At 49.2% G+C, this 20,849-nt stretch carries 15 protein-coding genes; 5 read left to right on the top strand and 10 right to left on the bottom strand.

Translation table 11 applies throughout. The features are described 5' to 3' along the window. Positions 1-9 precede the first annotated feature (9 nt). Entirely contained in the window at positions 10-1,221 is a 1,212-nt protein-coding gene (locus TH61_RS00750; protein ID WP_066512380.1) for an IscS subfamily cysteine desulfurase, read from the bottom strand. A gap of 125 nt (positions 1,222-1,346) precedes the next feature. Between TH61_RS00750 and mce the strand changes: the two genes are divergently transcribed. Then, a complete protein-coding gene (mce, locus tag TH61_RS00745) occupies positions 1,347-1,745 on the top strand; it encodes a methylmalonyl-CoA epimerase (RefSeq protein WP_066504591.1) in 399 nt (132 codons plus the stop codon). Positions 1,746-2,450: 705 nt separating this feature from the next. Continuing rightward, entirely contained in the window at positions 2,451-3,881 is a 1,431-nt protein-coding gene (locus tag TH61_RS00740) for a CCA tRNA nucleotidyltransferase (protein ID WP_066504585.1), read from the top strand. Between the two features lie 123 nt (positions 3,882-4,004). Here the strand turns inward: TH61_RS00740 and TH61_RS00735 are convergent, their stop codons facing one another. From TH61_RS00735 to TH61_RS00720, 4 genes are all read right to left on the bottom strand, one after another. Beyond that, on the bottom strand, positions 4,005-4,367 hold the full coding sequence (locus tag TH61_RS00735) for a hypothetical protein (protein WP_157600466.1): 363 nt from the start codon (positions 4,365-4,367) through the stop codon (positions 4,005-4,007). Between the two features lie 141 nt (positions 4,368-4,508). After that, positions 4,509-5,333 (bottom strand): hypothetical protein, encoded by an 825-nt coding sequence (locus TH61_RS00730; RefSeq protein WP_066504581.1) that lies wholly within the window; start codon positions 5,331-5,333, stop codon positions 4,509-4,511. Positions 5,334-5,679: 346 nt separating this feature from the next. Continuing rightward, positions 5,680-8,169, bottom strand: coding sequence for a PspC domain-containing protein (locus tag TH61_RS00725; protein ID WP_066504579.1), 2,490 nt, complete (start codon positions 8,167-8,169; stop codon positions 5,680-5,682). A 2-nt stretch (positions 8,170-8,171) separates the two neighbouring features. Next, entirely contained in the window at positions 8,172-8,510 is a 339-nt protein-coding gene (locus tag TH61_RS00720) for a PadR family transcriptional regulator (RefSeq protein ID WP_066504577.1), read from the bottom strand. Positions 8,511-8,799: 289 nt separating this feature from the next. Here TH61_RS00720 and TH61_RS18190 point away from each other — a divergent pair, with 289 nt between their 5' ends. Together TH61_RS18190 and TH61_RS00710 are read left to right on the top strand one after the other, a co-directional pair. Beyond that, positions 8,800-9,879 carry a hypothetical protein gene (locus TH61_RS18190; protein WP_066504576.1) on the top strand — a complete coding sequence of 360 codons (1,080 nt, stop codon included), beginning with the start codon at positions 8,800-8,802 and terminating at the stop codon, positions 9,877-9,879. Positions 9,880-9,910: 31 nt separating this feature from the next. Next, complete coding sequence (locus tag TH61_RS00710; RefSeq protein ID WP_066504574.1) at positions 9,911-14,899, top strand: C25 family cysteine peptidase; 4,989 nt, start codon at positions 9,911-9,913, stop codon at positions 14,897-14,899. Positions 14,900-15,151: 252 nt separating this feature from the next. Here TH61_RS00710 and TH61_RS00705 read toward each other — a convergent pair whose 3' ends face one another. From TH61_RS00705 to TH61_RS00695, 3 genes are read right to left on the bottom strand one after another with little or no spacing between them, the layout of a single operon-like run. Continuing rightward, positions 15,152-15,658, bottom strand: a complete 507-nt coding sequence (locus TH61_RS00705) for a dihydrofolate reductase (protein ID WP_066504571.1) — start codon at positions 15,656-15,658, stop codon at positions 15,152-15,154. Next, complete coding sequence (fmt, locus tag TH61_RS00700; protein WP_066504570.1) at positions 15,655-16,593, bottom strand: methionyl-tRNA formyltransferase; 939 nt, start codon at positions 16,591-16,593, stop codon at positions 15,655-15,657. Before fmt ends, TH61_RS00705 begins: the two co-directional genes overlap by 4 nt. A gap of 1 nt (position 16,594) precedes the next feature. Next, positions 16,595-17,857 (bottom strand): exo-beta-N-acetylmuramidase NamZ domain-containing protein, encoded by a 1,263-nt coding sequence (locus TH61_RS00695; protein ID WP_066504567.1) that lies wholly within the window; start codon positions 17,855-17,857, stop codon positions 16,595-16,597. 47 nt (positions 17,858-17,904) lie between these two features. Here TH61_RS00695 and TH61_RS00690 point away from each other — a divergent pair, with 47 nt between their 5' ends. Further along, positions 17,905-19,119, top strand: a complete 1,215-nt coding sequence (locus tag TH61_RS00690; RefSeq protein WP_066504562.1) for an FtsX-like permease family protein — start codon at positions 17,905-17,907, stop codon at positions 19,117-19,119. A gap of 100 nt (positions 19,120-19,219) precedes the next feature. Here TH61_RS00690 and TH61_RS00685 read toward each other — a convergent pair whose 3' ends face one another. Both TH61_RS00685 and TH61_RS00680 read right to left on the bottom strand, forming a co-directional pair. Continuing rightward, entirely contained in the window at positions 19,220-20,011 is a 792-nt protein-coding gene (locus TH61_RS00685; protein WP_066504559.1) for a mechanosensitive ion channel family protein, read from the bottom strand. Positions 20,012-20,056: 45 nt separating this feature from the next. After that, positions 20,057-20,755, bottom strand: a complete 699-nt coding sequence (locus TH61_RS00680; RefSeq protein WP_066512379.1) for a peptidoglycan DD-metalloendopeptidase family protein — start codon at positions 20,753-20,755, stop codon at positions 20,057-20,059. Positions 20,756-20,849 lie beyond the last annotated feature (94 nt).

Below are 20,849 nucleotides of genomic sequence, written 5' to 3'. Positions count from 1 at the left end.
CATTAAATTTTAGTGCTCGGCCCACTCAATTGAGTCAAGGTCAATGCCCTCTTTGAACATCTCCCATAGCGGGCTTAGTTCACGAAGTTTAGTCACGGCTTCTTTCACGTGGTTGATGGCGAAGTCCACTTCCTCCTCAGTAGTGAAACGGCTCAAACCGAAACGAAGGGAAGAGTGTGCCAAGTCATCGCTCATGCCCATGGCCTTCAAAACATAAGAAGGCTCCAAAGAAGCAGACGTACAGGCAGAACCAGAAGAAACGGCAATGTCTTTCACACCCATCATCAAGCCTTCACCCTCTACATACTTGAAAGAGATGTTGCTCACGTGTGGCAGACGGCTCTCTTTGTTGCCGTTCAGGTAAGACTCTTCCATCTGCAACAACTCAGACTCCAGACGGTCACGCATCTTCATGATGCGGGCAGTGTCAGAGGCCATGTCGGTACGGCAGATTTCAGCGGCTTTGCCCAAACCTACAATACCCGGCACGTTCAAGGTACCAGAACGCATGCCTCGCTCATGTCCGCCACCGTCCATCTGGGCAGTAACTTTCACTCTTGGGTTCTTACGACGAACATAAAGAGCACCAACGCCTTTAGGTCCGTACATTTTGTGGCCAGAGAAGGCCATCAGGTCAATGCCGTCGGCTTTCACGTCCACTGGAATCTTGCCTACGGCTTGAGTGGCGTCTGAGAAGAATAACACACCGTGTTTCTTGGCAATGGCGCCAATCTCTCTGATGGGTTGAACCACGCCTACCTCGTTGTTACCATACATGATAGAAATCAGTATGGTCTTGTCGGTAATGGCGGCTTCCAGCTCTTGCAGGTCAATCAGGCCTTCAGAGTTTACTTGAAGATAGGTTACCTGTCCGCCAATTTTCTCTATGTGCTTACACGTGTCCAACACCGCTTTGTGCTCAGTAGTGGCCGTGATGATATGGTTACCTTTAGAGGCGTACATCTCAAACACGCCTTTTATGGCAAGGTTGTCAGATTCTGTCGCGCCAGAGGTGAAGATTAGTTCTTTAGGGTCGCAGTTGATAAGCGCGGCAATCTGCTCGCGGGCATAGTCAACGGCTTCTTCGGCGGCCCAACCGAAAGGGTGGTTACGGGACGCAGCGTTCCCGAAGTGGTTAGTGAAGTACGGCAACATGGCCTCCAACACGCGCGGGTCCATGGGCGTGGTGGCATTGTTATCTAAATAAATCGGAAATTTCAGCATCTTCGTCAATAGTTTTCCTTTGTAGCGGTTATCAAAAAAACAGAATTATGGCGCTGTTAGTTTGATTTCCGGGACAAAATTACAACAAAATTCCTTACTTAGACTGATTATAAACTTATTGTATGCATGTAGAACACATAGGCATAGCGGTAAAAAGCTGTGAAGAGGCCAATAAACTGTTTACGAAGCTCTTAGGCGCCGAGCCCTACAAAGCCGAAACCGTAGAGAGCGAGGCTGTGAACACCTCGTTTTTCAGCGTGGGCAACACCAAGATTGAACTGCTGGAAGCCACCGCTGAGCACTCGGCCATCGCTAAATTTATTGAACGAAAAGGAGAGGGCATCCACCACATCGCCTTTGAGGTAGAAGACATCCACGCCGAAATGGAACGCCTAAGAGCCGAAGGCTTTCAACTACTCAATGAAGCCCCAAAACGCGGCGCAGACAATAAATTGGTGTGTTTCATCCATCCCAAGTCGGCCAACGGCGTGCTGGTGGAACTGTGCCAGGAGATAAGGTAACCAACCGTTTTCGGCCTGTTTCCCAGAAATCAGGCTGAAAACGAAATTGGATTGTTGGGTACAATGTTCGGATAGATATTTGCTGAGGTTGTGTCTCTCTTTAGGGTAGCGGGAGTTGGCTGATTTTGGAAAAGCGAGACTTTGTGTGAGCGCTATACCTAATGATACCAAGTGAGGTGGGTGTTATCTATTGGAAAAGGCGCATTTGTAGAGACCAGACACCGCCTTAACTCTGACGCATTGCTTTCGATTGCTAATTTTATTTGCTGATGTGAACACCCCTCTACAGAGCTTCGCTCGGTGCCTCAAACTCTCGTTTGGGCAATCCTCAAGGGGAGAATCTGCGTTTAGCTGCTGCTAATGTGAGAAGCCCAATACCATTAATATTCAATTTTGTCATCCTGAAAGGACCTTGTGGGCAAGTTGTAATGACGTTTACTTAAGCGCTTATCTAATTTTCCCACAAGGTCCTTTCAGGATGACAAAAGGAAAAATAATAAGACCTCGTAGTGCGCACAACTCCTACAAGTGTCTAACCATGTCCTGTCCGTCGTTTTTGGACTGTTTTCCAGAAAACAAGCCTAAAACGGAAACCGACGCAGGTTTGGCAAAGGGCGGGCGTTAGGCTACCTTTGCACCCCGGTTTCACCAGTACTTCTGTTACAGAGGCGCCTGCGTATAGAAACCAATGATGCCCTGTAGCTTATGACCACTGATATTACCCTTCCTGACCATAAAGTCTTCGCCCTGGTGGCAGAGGCCGCCCGTGAATTGAACACCGAAGCGTACGTGATTGGCGGTTTTGTGCGGGACTTGGCTCTGGAACGCCCCTCCAAAGACATTGACGTGGTGTGCATTGGCAACGGAATTGACCTGGCGCACCGCGTAGCCGAGAAGTTTCCGCATAAACCCAAGGTGGTGGTGTTCAAGAACTTCGGGACGGCCATGCTGCGTACCGATGACGGCTGGGAAGTGGAGTTTGTGGGCGCCCGCAAGGAATCGTACCAGTCGCATTCACGCAAGCCCGAGGTTGAGCAGGGCACGCTGGAAGACGACCTAGATAGAAGGGATTTCACCATCAACGCTTTGGGCATCAGCTTGAACGAGGGCACGTACGGGCAGGTCATTGACCGGTTTGAGGGCCTCAAAGACCTGAAGCGCAAGAACATCAAGACGCCGCTGGAGCCCAGTATCACGTTCTCTGATGACCCTTTGCGCATGATGCGCGCCATCCGGTTTGCCAGCCAGCTCAACTTTGACATTGACCCCGACACCTTTGACGCCATCTCTGAGAACAAGGAGCGCATCAAGATTGTGTCGCAGGAGCGCATCACCGATGAGCTGAACAAAATCATCCTGTCTAAAAAGCCGTCCTACGGGTTCAAGCTGCTGTTCCAGACGGGACTGCTGCACCTTATCTTCCCGAAGATGGTGAAGCTGCACGGCGTGGAGACCATCAATAAGAATTCGCATAAAGACAATTTCTACCATACCCTGCAGGTGCTGGACAACGTGGCCGAAGTCTCTAATGACCTCTGGCTCCGCTGGGCCGCCATCTTGCATGACATCGCCAAGCCCGAGACCAAACGCTACAATGAGAAAGTAGGCTGGACCTTCCATGGCCACGAGGACCGCGGCGCCCGGCAGGTGCCCAAAATCTTCGCTGATTTAAAACTGCCGCTCAATGAGCACATGAAGCAGGTGCAGAAACTGGTGCTGCTCCACTTGCGGCCTATTGCGCTGGTCAAGGACACCGTCACCGACTCGGCCATTAGAAGACTGCTGTTTGAGGCCGGCGAGGACATTGACCTGCTCATGCAACTCTGCAAGGCGGATATCACCTCCAAGAACAACGACAAGGTGAAGCGCTACCTGCAAAACTTTGAAAAGGTGGAGCAGAAACTCAAAGAGGTAGAGGAGAAGGACAGCCTGCGCAACTTCCAACCGGTCATTACCGGCGAGGTGATTATGCAGACCTTCGGGATTGCCCCGTCCAAGGAAGTGGGCATCTTAAAAAGCGCCATCACGGAGGCTATTCTGGAAGGTGAAATCCGGAACGAGTACGAGGACGCGTTCCCCTATTTGCTGATGCGCGGCAAGAAGATGGGCTTAACGCCGGTTGCTTCCGCTGAATAAATTTTAGTACATGACGCGAAGGCCGTTTTTGGCCTGGTTTCCGGAAACCAGGCCAAAAACGGCCTTCGCGTTTTAGAATTGTGGTTGTCTTGTGCCGGACAAAGTAGTTATATCTTGCCCTTTCTAACTAGGCAGTTCACTGGTGTACAGCGGCATCACTCCTTTGTATTTGCGCTCACCAGGTTGGTAGGTAGGATTGGTTTCTCTGACCACGGGTTTGCGTGCGCAATCGGTTTTACTTTTAACCCAGGCAACTGCGCTGTGAATTACATTTTTCTGACAGCTTTCTAACGCCAAGAGTTGTTTCTCATTTTCCGTAGCAGGAGGTCCACTTTTTCTTTCAGAGGTATTAGATGGAATAAGGAAAGAAGGTTCACTCTCCAGTAAGTTGATGTTTAAAACTGGCACTTTAACGGGAGCTGATTTGCCAGGGGTAAATAAAAGTACGCCAGACAATATATAGGTAAGAAGGCAGATGGTTTTCATGGGTAGGTACTAAAAACATTCAAGGAAATCTATCACAGGAAAGCTTACTTCTACCAAGGTGAAATAAGAACAGCTTCTGTTGGGAGGCAAGGTTTTCAAGACCGTCTTCCCAGCTTAAAGCCCACCAGGAGCGCCACGTGGTTATTTTTTGCTGAAGGCCGGTTCCACGCACACGGCATGGCTAGAGCCGCTGATGGCAAACACTTTTTCCTTCTTGGCTAATAGCTCTTTCATGACCGCAATCATCTTCTGATTGCGCAGGTCATTGCTCACGGCCATCATGTCTGCCAGGTAGCCGGGCAAGGCGTATTCATCTGAGGTTTCGCGCCAGTCTTTACCAGTCGGGAAGTGCTTTTTCCAAACGCGGTCCACGTCGGCCACGGTCTTGAAGTTGTCCTGCTGGTTCACGTATTCGGCCCGCTCCAAAAACTCTTCAATGTAGTTTTCCGGAGCCTCTGGCCTCCCGAAGCGCAAGTTGCTGAAATAGGGGTTCAGGATGAGTGACAAAGCCACCTGTTCGGCTGAGAATTTAACCGCCAACTGCTTGGCCAATTCTTCTTTAGACAAGTCCCAGCTGTATACCGGTACGTCATGCGTTCTGGCCAGGTCCTGCACTTTTCCGTTCTCGCCAAGCTCTTTCACAGGGTCAATAAAGCTGGGTGGGGTAAAGCCGGGGTTTCCTTCAATCAAGGCCACCGTAGGCTGTAAAGCATTCCACTTTGCTTCAATCTGGGTGATTTGCGCATCCTTGGGGTCTTTGGTATGCGAGGCCCCGAAGATGACGAACTGCGGTGCTTCTATTACATAAGGCCGTGGGTGCTGGGCATATTTTGGGTATTCCTGAAAGGGAATGTAGGCGTCTTTGGGATTATAGGTTGAGGACAGAGGATAATAGTCTGATGAATGGCAGGAGGCCAGCAGCAGAGAGCTTACAAGAAAGGATAAAAGGATGGAGATGGGTTTCATAGTAGTGATTTGGAAAAGTATGAGGTACAGTCAGCCAGCATCCATAAAAATTGCGGACAAAAAGCTGAGAAGGAATAAGGTCTGAAGAAGGATTTCCGACGACGAAGGAGGAAATACAAAAGAGAAGAGAGCGGGTTGGGTTGTGTAAGGCGAGCCACGCAAAAAGCCAGTGGCTCGCCTTGGGTATAGAACACAAACAACCAAATTCAAGGAAAAGGAAGGCTTTGCCAGAAGCGCGCCCTCCTTTAAACAGCCTGTCCTCCTGAAATCCAAAAGAGGAGGCAAACTGTCATGAGGTTCGTTTTTGGCCTGTTTCCTGTAAATCAGGCCAAAAACGGATTTCTATTTAGCGGCGGCGTCTTACTTGTGACCCGCCTGACTGGTCTCTATTCACGAGCTCGGCGTTGCCTACGTACTCAATGTTGCTGGCCCCGCTGGCGTCTGCGTTGAGCACTCTCTGCACGTTCACCACCGCTTGGCTGGCGCCGCTCAAATCCACATCGGCGCGGTCAGCCACAAGGTCTGGGGCTTGAATGCCACAGGCTCCGCTGGCCTCCAAGTTCAGGTAGTCTGCACTGCCTTTGATGCGCAATTGTGAAGCACCGCTCAAATCCAACTCCAGGTTAGTGGTGTTAATGTTCATGGCAACCTCTGTGGCGCCAGACATGCCTAGCTTGAAGTCTTCTGGGGCAAACCCGAAAATTTCTGATTTAATAGCCCCGCTCAGGTCTACTGACTGCAGTTCTGGGGTTTCAATTTCAATCAAGATAGGGCGCTTGTTGCTTTCCCAAAGCTTCATGAAAGAACCGCCTTCTCTGCTGATTTTTAAGACACCGCCCTGTTCGCGTATTCTTAGTCTGTCCAGTTCTTCGTCGTTGCCTTGCACCCGCACTGAGTGACGGTATGACTGCTTTATTCTGATGTGGTAAGCACCGCCGGCTACTATCTCATTGAAGTCGCCTACGTTGTACACCTTGCGGGTTCCGTCATAGTCGCCGTTCAAGATTTCCAGGTCATCGCCTAAAGCCATGCCGTTTCTTCTAACCCCAGTAGAGTCTGATGCGTTGGCCGGGCTGTTGTCAATCACACTGCAAGACACGCACACCAGACGGCCGTTTTTCATCTGCCACAAGTTTTCGGCTACATCGTCTCCGTAATAGTCACCGTCTGTGATCTCATACCCGAAGTGGCTGGCAAAACCCTCAGAGAATCTGATCTGCTTGCCTTCTGGCACTAATATTTTGATGTCCATATCCTGGCCCCGGAAGATGGCATTGTTGTTAAAGGTGAAGGCGTCGTCAAACCGGATGGTAGAGTCGTTCTGCTGTACCAGCTTGTAAGAAATCATGCGGGCGTTGGCAATAGCGTTCTCTTCGTTCACACCCTGGGCTTGGTACGTCTGAATCACTTTAATATCAGTGCCGTTGTAGCCTTCAATTTCAATGTCTAAGTCGCCGTAGTCATAGTTAGACTCACGTAAGTTAAAGTTGATGGTCTTCACGTTGGCGGCTGGGAAGGTAGTGTCTTTGGTGAACTCACCATACTCCTGGAACTGACGGGCCGTCAAGGCAATGCCAAACGCAAGGGTTACTAGGGCCAATAACCAGATGCCTAGCATGGACCAACCCACGGTTGGACGCAAGATATGGCGTTTCGCCAGAAGGCCTATACCAATCAAGATGAGAACAATGGCGGGAATAATGCCGGCAAAGAAACCAGCAACCGTTACCCAGCCGGGCACGCCGTTGAAAAAGGCCGTCACCGGAATCTCATTCATGTTAAAGTACTCTGAGTTAGAAACACTGCCTAAGGCGGTGGCTAATCCCATAAAAAGCGCGAAGGCAAGCGTACCGCCCAAGAATATCATAAACAAGCCGGCCACCACGCGTATCATGGTAATCAAGAACCCCAAAATTGGGTGTAACAGTCTGGACAGCACAGAGATAACCTGAGAAACCAGACGTACCGGGAACAATAGGATTTTGGCCAAGGTGCTTTCTTCGCCGTTGGCGTCGCGCATGTTCAAGTTGTTTTTAACAGACTCTTCAATGCTGGACAAGGTCACAGGGTTGCCTTGCATCTGTACACGTTCCGTGATGGATTTTGCCTCTGGAACCGCTATCCAGAGGACTATGTAGATCAAAAATCCAATACCAAATATCGCGAAGATGAGGAACAGCAACCGGATGATGGCTACGTCTGCCCCAAAATAGATGGCAATACCGCTGGCCACGCCGCCCAGTTTCTTGTCTACCGGGTCTCTGAAAAGCTTGCGAACCTGCGTTTCTGGCAGGGCTGCATTCTCAGGCAAGGCTACCCAGCAGATAATGTACAGGATGACGCCAAACAAGGTGATACCACCCGAGAAAGGAATGCCAATCACCAGGAATACGAAGGCCAGACGCACCCAAAGCGGGTCGGTTTGCAGGTAGTTGGCAATACCTGCGGCTACCCCGGCTAATACCTTGCGATTCACATCACGGTACAGGCGCTTCTGCTCACCAGGAGCTTGCTGGTAGGCGTTGCCTGTAGTTGAGCCAGAGGTGTAGGCAGATTCTTTCTCGTCGCGCTCTTCCATCTGGAAGTCGGTCACCGTTCCCATCTGCAGAATCAGGTCTTTTACGTCATCTTGGGTGATGACTTGTTTGCCAGGATTCAGGCGGGAGAAGAAGATCTCAGCTATCCGGGATTCTATGTCGGCCACAATCTCCTCGTGCCCTTCATAGGTAGAGAAGTAGCGCTTGATGGCGGCCAAGTACTGGCTCAACATCTCATAGCCGTCTTCCTCCACGTGGAAGATCATGCCTTGCAGGTTGACACTTATGTTCTTTTTCATGGTTACTTGGATTTCTTGTGGTTGATGATGAAGGTGGTGGAGTCTACCAGTTCCTGCCAGGTGAGTCTCAGTTGGTCTAAAAACTGGAGGCCGGTAGGGGTGAGGGTGTAATACTTGCGGGGTGGCCCCGAGGTGGATTCTACCCAGGAGTAATCTAAGAGGCCGGCGTTCTTCAATCTGGTCAGCAGTGGGTAGAGCGTTCCCTCCACTACTATCATCTTGGCTGAAGTAAGTTCCTCCAACATGTCGGAGGCATAGGCTTCGCCGCGGGCAATGATTTCCAGAATGCAGTACTCCAGAATCCCTTTCCGCATCTGCACTTGTGTGTTTTCTACTTTCATGGTCTGTGAGTCTGAAATTGTTGAAACAAAGATAATATAAGGTACTATGTAAAACAAGGTACTGTCAAAAAATATTTTTTGTTGCCGATTTCGGCATGTTTTTTCAGAATCAGGGCAAAAACAGGAGATAGGAGTACTTCTATATAAGGAGATAAAAGAAAACAGTCCTAGAGTGGAACATACAGGGGATATTCCTTGTATTAGGGCAAGAATAGAGTGTGCGTTAAACGCTCAGATGGACTATCTTTACTTAATAATTCCATTGAAGTCACGTTACCAGGTTTTTTATATGCCCAAACGACTATTACTCGTCTTTCTCTTTTTCCTTTCCATACTATTGCCTGGCACGCTGCGGGCGCAGGAGGTTTCTGCTCCTAAGTACAGCAATGAGTTCCTGAACATAGGCGTAGGTGCCCGGGCTTTGGGCATGGGAGGCGTACAGTCCGCCATCGTGCGGGATGTGACCTCAGGAGTTTGGAACCCTGCCGGTTTAATGGGTCTTAAAAAGCGCCACAACGTGGGCTACATGCACTCAGAACTGTTTGCTGGGATTATCAAAAACGATTTTGGCGCTTATGCCACCGCCCTGGACTCCTCCAGCGCTATTGCCGTGTCTGTGATTAGACTAGGCGTAGATGACATAGCCGATACCCGCCGCCTGCAGAATGAGTACGGTGCCATCCAATATGACAGCATTGAATACTTCTCAGTGGCAGACTACGCTTTTATTGCCTCGTATGCGCGGCGCAGCAACTGGTTACCTGGTCTTACCTTGGGTGCCAACGCCAAGATCATTTACCGCAACGTGGGTGACTTTGCCAATGCCTGGGGCTTTGGGATAGATGCCGGCGCCCAGCTACAGCGCGGCGACTGGCAGTTTGGCCTCATGGCCAAAGACATCACCACTACTTTCACTGCCTGGAAACTAAACGCCGAAGAACTGGAAGCGGCTTACTTGAAAGATGACGAGTCTTTTAACGCCAACAGCATTGAAATTACCTTGCCCAGGTTGATACTTGGGGTGGGTCGTTCGTTCCAGGTAGGTGGGAAATTCTCAGCATTGGTCGCCACTGATTTGGATGTGACCTTTGACGGGAAGCGCAATACCCTTTTGGCCACCAATAGAGTCTCTGTAGACCCTAGAGTAGGCTTGGAACTGGGGTATGCCAATTCGGTTTTCTTGCGCGGCGGGTTGAACAACGTGCAGCAGATTGAAGATTTGGATGGCAAAAGCAACTGGAAAATGCAACCCAACTTCGGGATTGGTGTGGCTTCGCATGGCCTTATGCTAGACTTAGCCCTTTCTAAAATTGCCGCTGATAGTAAAACCTCCTCGGTGATTGTATCACTTGCCTATAGTTTTGATTGATTCTAGAGTTCTAGCCTATATGTTTACAAAAATGTACTCTTTCAAAGCCTTTTTGCTGGCTTTCTTTTTGGTTGGAGGTCTCTTATTGGGGGCTTCCAATTCTGCTTTTGCGCAACAGGTAATCTACGGCAACGAATGGATTAACTACAGCCAGAAGTATTATAAAATACAGGTCCCAGCTACCGGTATTTACAAACTTGATAAAGGGTACCTGCAGGCTGCTGGAATTACAGGGGTTGACCCGCGCAAACTGCAACTCTTTAGAAGAGGCCAGGAAGTCTCTATCCATGTAGCCGGAGAAAATGACGGCTCTTTTGATGACGGGGACTTTATTGAGTTTTATGGCGAGAAGAACGATGGGGTGCTGGATAAAGAACTCTACCAGGATCCAGCGGCCAACCACTTAAACCCCTATAATAGTTTCTATACAGATACGGCTGCCTACTTCCTTACGTGGTCAGCTATTGATGGCAAGCGTATGGTGTCGTATGCCCAACCTGCTACCAATTTAACGCCGGAGCCATGGCATTGGCAGGAAGGGTTTTTGCTAGATGATTTTCAATATGCTCGTGGAAAGCGCTATTCGGGTGGCTATCACTCTTGGATGGACGCGGCTGAAGGTTTCTTAGGTGGGTCTACGGCTGGCTTTAAGTTTACACTCACTAACATGGCCAGTAACGTCTACACAGGGGTAGGCGCTGGCGCACCAAGTATAGAGATTGCCCTAGCTGGTGATAATGATAATATCCATGACATTGATTTGTTTGTAACACCACCCGGTGGGAGCGAGCGTTTGATTGGCTCTGAGCGTCTAATTGGCTACCAATCATTTAAAAAGAAGTTTCCATTAAGAGTCACGGATTTTGCCGCTAATGGAACATTGGTCATCAGAATCACAGCAAAAAACGCTGCATCAAGGTACAGAACCAGTTACTTCAAGACATATTACCCTCAAAAGAACACCATCACTACAAAATCTCTTTCTCTTGGATATGAGGGAACGGCAGTCAACCCATTGTATTATGTGTTTGACGGCTCTTCTGCTGCCGCTTCTATTGGGTATGATGTAACTTCTCAAGATAACATCAAGCGAATAGAGGGAGTGACGGCAGGAGTCCAAAAGGGATTTGTTTTTCCGTCTACTTTCAAGAAGGGTATTCTTTGGTCAGGGGCGCAGTTAGTGCCATTGCCAGCCAAAGAAGTACGCTTTAAATCAGTGGTGGGCAATAAGGCCAATTATCTGATTGTTTCTCACAAAAGCCTGATGGTGCCATTTGGCGAATCCACCAATCCGGTAAAAGATTATGCTGCTTATAGAGCCTCGGCCGCTGGTGGTGGGTATGATACGCTTGTCATGGACGTTGGACAACTCTATGACCAATTCTTCTATGGTGAGAAATCACCAGTAGCCATCAGAAGGTTTATCAAGTACATGCTCAGCACGGGCAACCCAAAGTATTTGTTTTTAATAGGGAAGGGGGTGGAGTACACAGATAAGCGCGTGAGAAATTCGCCGCTGTCTTTACCTGTGCAGGATTTAGTACCCACGGGCGGTGTACCAGGTTCAGATATTTTCTACACGGCCAATTGGGAGAATGGAGAGTATTTTCCGGTGGTCCCTACGGGTAGAATTGCCGCCAGCCAACCGCAACAGGTCTTGGATTACTTGAGCAAAGTGAAATCACATGAAGCCTTGGCCCAAAATCTGGAATGGAGAAAGAACATCCTCCATTTGGGTGGTGGTATTGACGGACCTGAACGTACAATTTTAGCTAATTATCTAAGGGGATTTGAACGCATAGCAGAAGGCAAGTGGCTGGGCGCTCATGTAAGTACCAAGCTCAAAAGTTCCATTGCCGGGGTAGACAACATTAACATCGCAGAAGAGTTGAACAATGGTTTGTCCATGGTCACTTTCTTTGGTCATAGCTCCACCAGCTTTTCAGATTTAGAGATTGGCTTGGTATCTAACGTATTGAATGGCTATAAGAATAAAGACAAGTACCCTTTCATTTTAATGAATGGCTGTGAGGCCGGTAACAGTTTTATTCAGGCCAAGTCCTTTGGTGAGGATTGGTTACTTACGCCAGACAAAGGTGCCATTGGTTTCTTGGCACACGTGCATGCAGGCTTGCCACCTTTGCTAAACGTCTTTAGTACCAACTTCTATAAGGCGGTCTTTGCAGATGAGGCCAGCTTTGGAAAGACAGTTGGGGAGCAGCATGCCTTGACTATTAAGAATACTTCAGCTTCTTTATCTAATGGAGCCGCCATTGCCATGTACATGCAAATGGTATTGCAGTCTGATCCCGCCATTGTGATAGTAGGTCCAGAAAAAGCAGATTATACCATTGCCGAAGGTGGAGTTTCTATCAAACCAATTGGCGGTGGCACGGTGACGGCCAACTCTGAGAAGTTTTTGATGGAAGTAGACATTAAAAACTTAGCCAAGGTAAACGTAGACTCTTTCTATGTATTAGTCAATAGAACGCTGGCCAACGGAGTAGTCTTGAAAGACTCTGTGAAAGTGGGTCCGGTTTATTACCGTGATACGATTTCTATTGAACTGACCGGTAATGTACCTAACTCAGCAGGAGTGAATAAGTTTGAGGTGGTTCTAGATCATCAGCAAAAGATTCCTGAGTTGGATGAAACCAATAACACAGCTGCCTATGAGTTCTTTATGTCTCAAAGTGGCGTGATGACGGTGGCTCCACAAGAATTCTCTATAGTGTCTAAAGGAACAGTAAAGCTAATAGGGCAATCCACGAACTTGTTAAGCGCGCCACGTGACTATTATTTTGAAATTGACACGACCAACACCTTTGACAGCCCTTGGAAGAAATCACAGGTGGTAAATTCAACGTCTTTGCCAACGTGGGAAGTGTCACTTCCAGAAACCAACGGTGAGGATAGCGTGGTTTATTTCTGGCGATTTAAATACAACACTTTAGGACCAGATGAGGAAGTCATTTGGGCGAACAGCTCATTCCGGTACATTCCCAACGGCTCGCAAGGTTGGTCTCAAGCGCGTTTTGCCCAAGTGGCTACCGGGGAACCGGCAGGCTTAGTAGTTTCAGAGAAAGATAAAAAGTTTGACTTCGCGCCTTTGTTTAAACGTATTGAGATGCGAAGCGGCGGCGGTCAGCACAAGATGTCCTTCACGGCACCGTATGGTATCTTCATTGATGGCAACAGCTTTATCTGGGACAATTGCGGGTTCAACAACCCCAACATTTACGCCATTGTTTTCAATGACGTAACGCTAGACCCTTATACAAAAATGCCTACAGGTACGGGTGCGTTGTGTGGGTTTGACACCAACGTAATCTATCAGTTCACCAACCTCAACAACATTACCTACAGAGACAGGTTGCAAGCTTTCTTGAAAACCATTCCTGAAGGGTATTATGTGGCCATGGTAGGTATCAACAATGTGCCTTATTCTTCTTTCAGCCCGTCATTGAAAGAGGTCTTTAAAGGGGTTGGCTCTAAATTGATTGATGGCTTACAAACCGGCGATCCTTTTGCCATGCTAGGCAGGAAAGGTACGGCTTCTGGCACGGCCGTAGAGGCTAGCGTAAATCCTGATGATACCACCACGCCAAGAGATTTGCAGATGGTACGCCTAGAAAAGCAACTACAGGTGAACGGCCGCCAGGGAGCGATCACTTCTAATTTGATAGGCCCCTCTACCCAATGGAAAACCTTGAATCATCAGGTAGTTACCAGCGGCGCCGACATCTATGGGGTGGATATCATTGGCGTAACGCTAGAAGGTGAGGAAGAGCAATTGTACACAGACATCACTGCCAAGAGCTATGATATTTCTGGGATAGATGCTAAGGTGTTCCCTTACCTGAAATTGCGTCTGAACATGAAGGACACCGAGCAACGCACCACACCAACGTTCAAAGAATGGACAGTGTTGTACAATGCGGCTCCAGAAGGAATCATTCGACCAGATATTGTAGGCCTAGACAAGTACAACAAGCTGTCTGAACAGGCAAGCAGCGGCAAGATTGATCTGCGCCTGGCCTTCCAGAACGTAACAGACACTGATTTTGCCGGCGACGTTTCCATTGAAACCACCTTGTTGCTGGAAGACGGAACCTCTACTACCACGTTGAGCAAGGTGGGACCATTAGTGGAGAATGACACCATCTACTTCAACTACTCGCTGCCTACCACCAACATGAAGGGCACGCACCGCTTGCGGTTTAACTGGAACCCTAAGTTGTTGCCAGAACAGAATTACAACAACAACATATTGGAGATTCCCTTCACTATTAACCAAGTGGCAGGCATGCCGCCGGTATTGGACGTGGTGTTTGACGGCGCGCATATTCTGGACCAGGACATCGTGTCCCCGAGCCCAGTGATCAATGTGATGCTGAAAGACAACAACCGCAAGGTGTTGATCACGGACCCGAGCTCCATGGAAATTTTCTTGAAGCGTCCTAATGCTACTGATTTTGAGGAAATCACCATTGATGGCAACCCAGAAGTGAAATGGTTTGCCGCTGATGAGAAGAACGACTTCAGGGTGGAGTTTAATCCTAAGGACTTAGAAGACGGCATGTACACGCTGGAAGTGCAGGGCAAAGACGCCTCTGGTCAAAAAGCGGCGGGAGAGCGTTACCGCATCAATTTCCAAGTGGTGAATGAGTCGGCTATCTCTAACTTCTTCCCATACCCGAACCCCTTCTCGTCAAAGACACGCTTTGTGTTCACGTTGACGGGCAGCTACATTCCGGAGCGCATGAAAATCCAAATTATGACCGTAACCGGGAAAGTGGTGAAAGAGATTCAGCGCGACGAGCTGGGACCATTGAAGATTGGCAATAACATGACCGAATATGCTTGGGATGGCACCGATGAATACGGAGACCGCTTGGCTAATGGCGTGTACCTGTACCGTGTGATTGTAGACCAGGGACCTGAGGAGATGAAAAAACGTTCTGTGAACGGAGACAAAGCCTTCAAGAACGGCTACGGTAAAATCTACATCCTGCGCTAATTCGCGATCTCGGGCTAATTCCTAAGAATCAGGCCGAAAACGGAGATGATAAAAAGAGAGGCCCTTGCTGTGTAGCAAGGGCCTCTCTTTTTATTGGTGGTTATGTGATTCCCGTTGTTCTCAAATCATCGAAAGACTTTCCCTAAATGAAAACCGTTTTTGGCCTCTTTCCTTAAAACGAGGCCAAAAACGGTTTGCTAAAGTAATATGATGCGCAAATTTTATAAAAGAGGGTTGTGAGGATTCACTCTCCTAATTTGCGCTAAAGTTCGCAATTCTTCGGAACGTGAAGAAGGAAAACGGGTAGGCATGTTTGTCATCTGCCTCATGCTCCTGCTGACCGGTGATATTCCATTCCTCGGGGCTTAGTTCTGGGAAGAAGACATCACCATCAAAAGACTCATGTACCAAAGTTAGATGCACTACTTCGGCCAGCGGAAGGGCCTGCTTATAAATCTCTGCGCCGCCCACTACCATCACCTGCTCGTCTAGCGCTATCGCCTCTTGCAAGGCCTCCTCTAAAGAGGTGGTGACGATACAACCTTCGGGAGCCTGGTAGTCTGCTTGACGGGTAATGATGATGGTGGTACGCCCAGGGAGCGGTTTGCCGATGGCTTCAAACGTTTTCCGGCCCATGATCATGGGATGGCCCATGGTGAGCAGTTTAAAATGCTTTAAATCTTCTGGGAGGTGCCAGATAAGCTGGTTGTCTTTGCCAATGACGCGGTTCTCGGCGATGGCGACTACTATGTGAATCATGCGGTGGTTTGAAAGGTATAGCCTCTAAGGAAATCCTGGATGGACATGCGTTTTTTGCCTTCCATCTGCAGTTCCAGAATGGAATAGGCGGTGCCGTTGGCGCATTGAATATGCAGGAAGGTCTTGTTGTCGGTTTGGATGGTGCTCAGCTCAAGAGCTGATTCGGCAGAAGTAACTTCGCCTTTCAACACCTTGAACTGCTTGCCTTCCAACACCGTCCAAGCGGCTGGGTAAGGCGACAAGCCCCTGACAAAGTTATGCACCTTCTCAGCGGGCTGGTTCCAATTAATTTGGCAGGTTTCCTTGAAAATCTTGGGCGCCATGCGCGGCTCGTCTAACTGGGGCTGTGGATACGGTTGTGTGCGCTCTTCCACAATAGCCGTTACCGTGTCTAACAGCAATTTGGCCCCGGCGTGTTTGAGCTTTTCATACAAAGAGCCGAAGTCATCCTCTGGTTCAATGGCTACTTTCTCCTGCAAAATGATGTCTCCGGTGTCAATCTCATGACGTAGGAAGAAGGAGGTCACGCCCGTCTCCTGGTCGCCGTTGATGATTGCCCAATTGATGGGCGCGGCCCCACGGTAATGGGGTAACAAAGACGCATGGATGTTCAGGGAGCCCAACGGCGGCATGTTCCAAACCGCCTCGGGTAACATCCTGAAGGCTACAATCACCTGCAGGCTGGCGTTGTAGATGCTGAGCTCCTCTTGGAAAGCAGGGTCTTTCAAGTTGGTGGGTTGTAAAACCGGAATGCCGCGTTCTACGGCTACCTCTTTTACCGGCGAATACGTCAGTTTAAGGCCGCGTCCGGCGGGTTTGTCTGGGGCGGTGATGACGGCTACCACGTTCCAACCTTTGTCTAACAAGGCTTGTAAACCAGGTACGGCAAAGTCTGGCGTACCCATGAACACAATGCGCAAATCTTCTTTCTGCATGTTACTGGGCGTCTGGGTAAAGAAGGTACTGCTGGCGCATCTTCTTGTATTGGTCTAGGCCGGGCTTCCAACTGGCTCTAATCTCAGCTTCGGTTTTACTGGCAATAATCTGTTGCTGTAGTTCTTCAGTGCCGGCCAGGTTCTTGAAGAAGTTGTTGAAGAACTTCTCTTTTTGATTAGAGGCCTGGTAAAAGTCTAATAGATACTTCAAGGTAAAGTTCTCCGTCAGGCGCACGTTCCTCAAGTCCTTGCCGTAGCACACTTGGTTTTTATAAGGTGGCTCCATGGACATGCCTTGGATGGGAACCGGGGTGAAGGAGAAAGACTTGTCAGGGTAATACGGTGCGCCAATCACCTGGAAAGGCATCTGCGTGCCGCGGCCCATGCTCACCGTGGTGCCTTCAAACAGACACAGAAACGGGTACAATTTGATGGATTGGTCATTGGGCAGGTTAGGCGAAGGCTTAACCGGCAAAGAGTAGAACTGTTTGCGGTCATAGTTCTTCACCGGAATAATCTTTACTTGTGCCTGAACGCCGTTCTTCAGCCATTTCTGGCCGTTAATCATTTGGGCGTATTCGCCTAAAGTCAATCCGTGCGCAATAGGAATGGTGTTCATCCCCACAAACGACTTGCGCTCCGGTACCAGCACCGGGCCGTCAATCAGGTAGCCGATGGGGTTGGGTCGGTCAAGTAGGAGCATGGGTTTGTTCAGCTCGGCGCAGGCTTCCATCACGTAATGCATAGTGCTGCTGTAAGTGTAGAACCGCACGCCCACGTCCTGGATGTCAAACAGCACCACGTCTACGTCCTTCAGCTGCTCTGCGGTGGGTTTTTTGTTGTTGCCGTACAGCGACAGAATCGGCAGGCCGGTCTTCGCGTCCTTGGTATTGCTGATGTGCGCACCGGCATCGGCGTCGCCTCTAAACCCATGTTCCGGCGCGAAAATCACGGAGATTTTCACACCTCGGCTCAAAAGCGTGTCTACTAAATGTTTCTTGCCAATAATGGACGTCTGGTTAACTACCATGGCCACACGCTTGCCCTGCAGATAGGGCAGGTATAACTCTGTCTGCTCAGCACCCGTTAGGAGGGGAGCCTGCAACTGCTCTATGACCGTGGGCGCCGCGCCTTGCGTTTCTTGGGTGGCAGTACCCGCAGAAGCAGAATTGTCACTAGAGGCAGAGGTGCTGGCCGTGGGCTGGCAACTGGCCAGAACCAAGCCAAAAACAGCGGTGCGCAAAATGGAGTATGTCATCATCATTAGTTTAACAAATACAGATAGCTATCTTTAAGCTCAAATTAGAAACAGTGAATCTCTCCCGCTACATAGCCGGTCGTTTATCCGGAGCCCGTTCTGACTCTTTTACCGCGTCTGTCACAAAAATAGCAAAGTTCAGCGTAGGGCTGGGCATTGCCATCATGATTGTTTCATTTGCCATCCTGCAGGGCTTCCGGCACGAGATTCAGGCCAAAATCTTCAGCTTCGGCGGTCACCTGCAAGTAAGCAAATTTGACACCAATAACTCGTTTGAGGGCTACCCCATGGGGACTAGTACGGGCTTGGAGGATTATAAGAACATTCCCGGGGTAGAAAAGCTGCAACCCTTCGCGCGCAAGACGGCCATTATCAAGACTGAGGATGAGGTGTTGGGCGTGGTTTTGAAAGGTGTGGATTCTACCTATGACTTCCGGAGCATGCAACAGAACCTGGTGTCTGGCACGGTGATGGAGTTCAATGACACGGCGGCCTCTGAGCACGTGATGATGAGCCAGCTCATGGCCGACAAACTCCGGCTGAAGGTGGGGGACCGCATACTCTTCTACTTTATCCAAAACCCACCTCGCGTCCGCAAGCTTGAAGTAAAAGGTATCTTTAAAACCGGTTTGGAGGAGTTTGACAACGTCTATGTGATAGGTGATTTGCGCCAGATACGGGAATTAAACCAATGGCCCGACTCGCTGGTTGGCGGCTATGAAATCCTTCTCACCGACTTTACGCAGATAGACACGGTGGCCAGCCAGGTCTTTGACAAGATGAACTATGACCTGCAACTGGAGAAAATCACGGACACCTACGCTCAGCTGTTTGACTGGTTGGAATTACTCAAGCGCAACGTCATCATCTTTTTGGTGCTCATTATTTTTGTGGCCACGTTCAACATGGTCTCCACGCTGTTCATTATGATTCTGGAGCGCACCAACATGATAGGCGCCTTAAAAGCAATGGGCGCCACCAACGGACAGATACGGGGCATCTTCCTGCACCGGGGACTCAAGCTCACCATCTCCGGCTTAATTGGCGGGAACCTGCTGGCCTTGGCTTTTTGCCTCATTCAAGACTATTTCCACGTCATTCCGCTGGACCCTGAAAACTATTATATGGACACGGTTCCCATCTATTGGGACTGGCGCATTTGGGTAGGCATCAACGGCATCACTTTCCTGCTTACCATGCTGTCTATCTTGCTACCAACCCTCATGATAGCCAGAATCCATCCGGTAAAAGCCATCAAGTTTGACTAAGCACAAAACAAAGAAGCCTGCTCGTATAAGCAGGCTTCTTTGTTTAAAAGGAATTCGTTTTTGGCTTCTTTCCCAGAGAAAACGCCAAAATGAGTCACGTCTATTTCAACGGAATCTCTTCCTTTTCAAAGGAATCCTTGATTTTTTCGGTAAGAGAGTCAAATACATTGGAACGGGCGTGGCCACGTTCGCCTAAAACCCAAGCGTGTACGAAAAGCGTGACAGTTTGGGCAGAAAGTTTCTCTACGCCAATGCTAGGAGCGGGCTCAGACAAAACCAAAGGCTCTGAGTCAATCACACGATGCAAAACGGTTTTCACTTTAGACAGAGGCACCGCAGAATCTACTACCAACTGAATCTCCAACCGGCGGTTCTTCTCTACGTCATAGTTCACAATCACCGCAGATGCCAAGGGACCGTTGGGTAGGAAGACGGTTTTGTTGTCTTCTGTTTTGATGACCGTGTTAAAGATATTGATGATGCAGACCTGGCCTTTCTGGCCTTGGGCTTCAATGAAATCTCCTACCCTGAAAGGCTTCACAGTCAGGAGCAGAACACCTCCGGCAAAGTTGGCCAAACTTCCCTGCAAAGCTAAACCTACCGCCAAACCCGCCGAGCCCAACACCGCCACAAAGGACGTAATCTCCAAGCCCACTTGCGCCACCACTACCATGAAGAGCATCACCAGCAAGGCAATACGCAAGACGTTCCGGAGGAAGGGACGCAGGGATGGGTCTACGTTCCGTTGCTTCATGACATTGTACGCAAAGGTGGTGATGCGTCCAATAAGCCAAAGGCCAATGATTAAGATGAAAATGGCAATCAGTAACTTGATGCCATACAGCACGGCGAAGTCTTGAATGCTGAGAACTAATCTGTCAATGTCAAACATACAGCGGTAAATAGAGAAGGCCGAAGCCTAATCAGGTCAATGAATTTATTGTAAGTGCTTCGAATTCAAAAGAAGGTTAGGGTTCAGGCAGATGTTCTGGTAATAAGCTTTTTCTGACGGCGCACATACACCGGGAAAATCACCTGACTTGCCCAACATATCAGTCATCAACTGGAAATGCACATGCGGGGGCCAATCGCCGTTCTCTGGGTAAGGTCCCATGGTGGCCACTTGCTCGCCCGCTTGAACTGCTTGGCCAACTGATTTGCCTTGTAAACTGGTTCGGCTGAGATGCCCGTACAAGGTGTAAAAGGTGTGGCCTTCCAGTTCATGCTCTAGAATAATGGTAGGCCCGTAATCCCCAAAATTATTATTGTCCTGAAAGCTGTGCACTTTTCCGGCTAGCGTAGCATATAAAGGAATGTGCGCCGGCGCCCAGATGTCCACACCAAGGTGAATGGTTCTGGCTTCTTCCTCGCCAGAGAAGTGTTCACTGCGCCGGTAAATGTCGCGGTTCTCAAAGTAACCGCCCACGCCCACGGTGGCGTTTTTCTCCTGTAGCATCTGCTGGACCATTTGTTCAAACTCGGCCGTGTTCCGTAGATTAGAAGAAAGAAGCAGTTGGTTAGAGGACGTGAAGTCCAAGGGCGTCACGTCTGGGGCGTTCAGGTCATGGTCCATGATGGGCGCAAACGTGCCTGCGCGGGACTGCAACAAGGAGATTATTTGAGTAGGGTTTTTCATGGTGCGTGCAAACCGTGCCACACCCATGGCACGTATGAAATGTAAACTTAGTCTCGCCAGCTGATTCGTGCTACTGGCTTGTGTAAAAAATGCC

The sequence above is a fragment of the Rufibacter sp. DG15C genome (genome assembly GCF_001577755.1).
Classification (GTDB): Bacteria; Bacteroidota; Bacteroidia; order Cytophagales; family Hymenobacteraceae; genus Nibribacter.
This window is presented reverse-complemented; position numbering and strand designations above follow the sequence as displayed.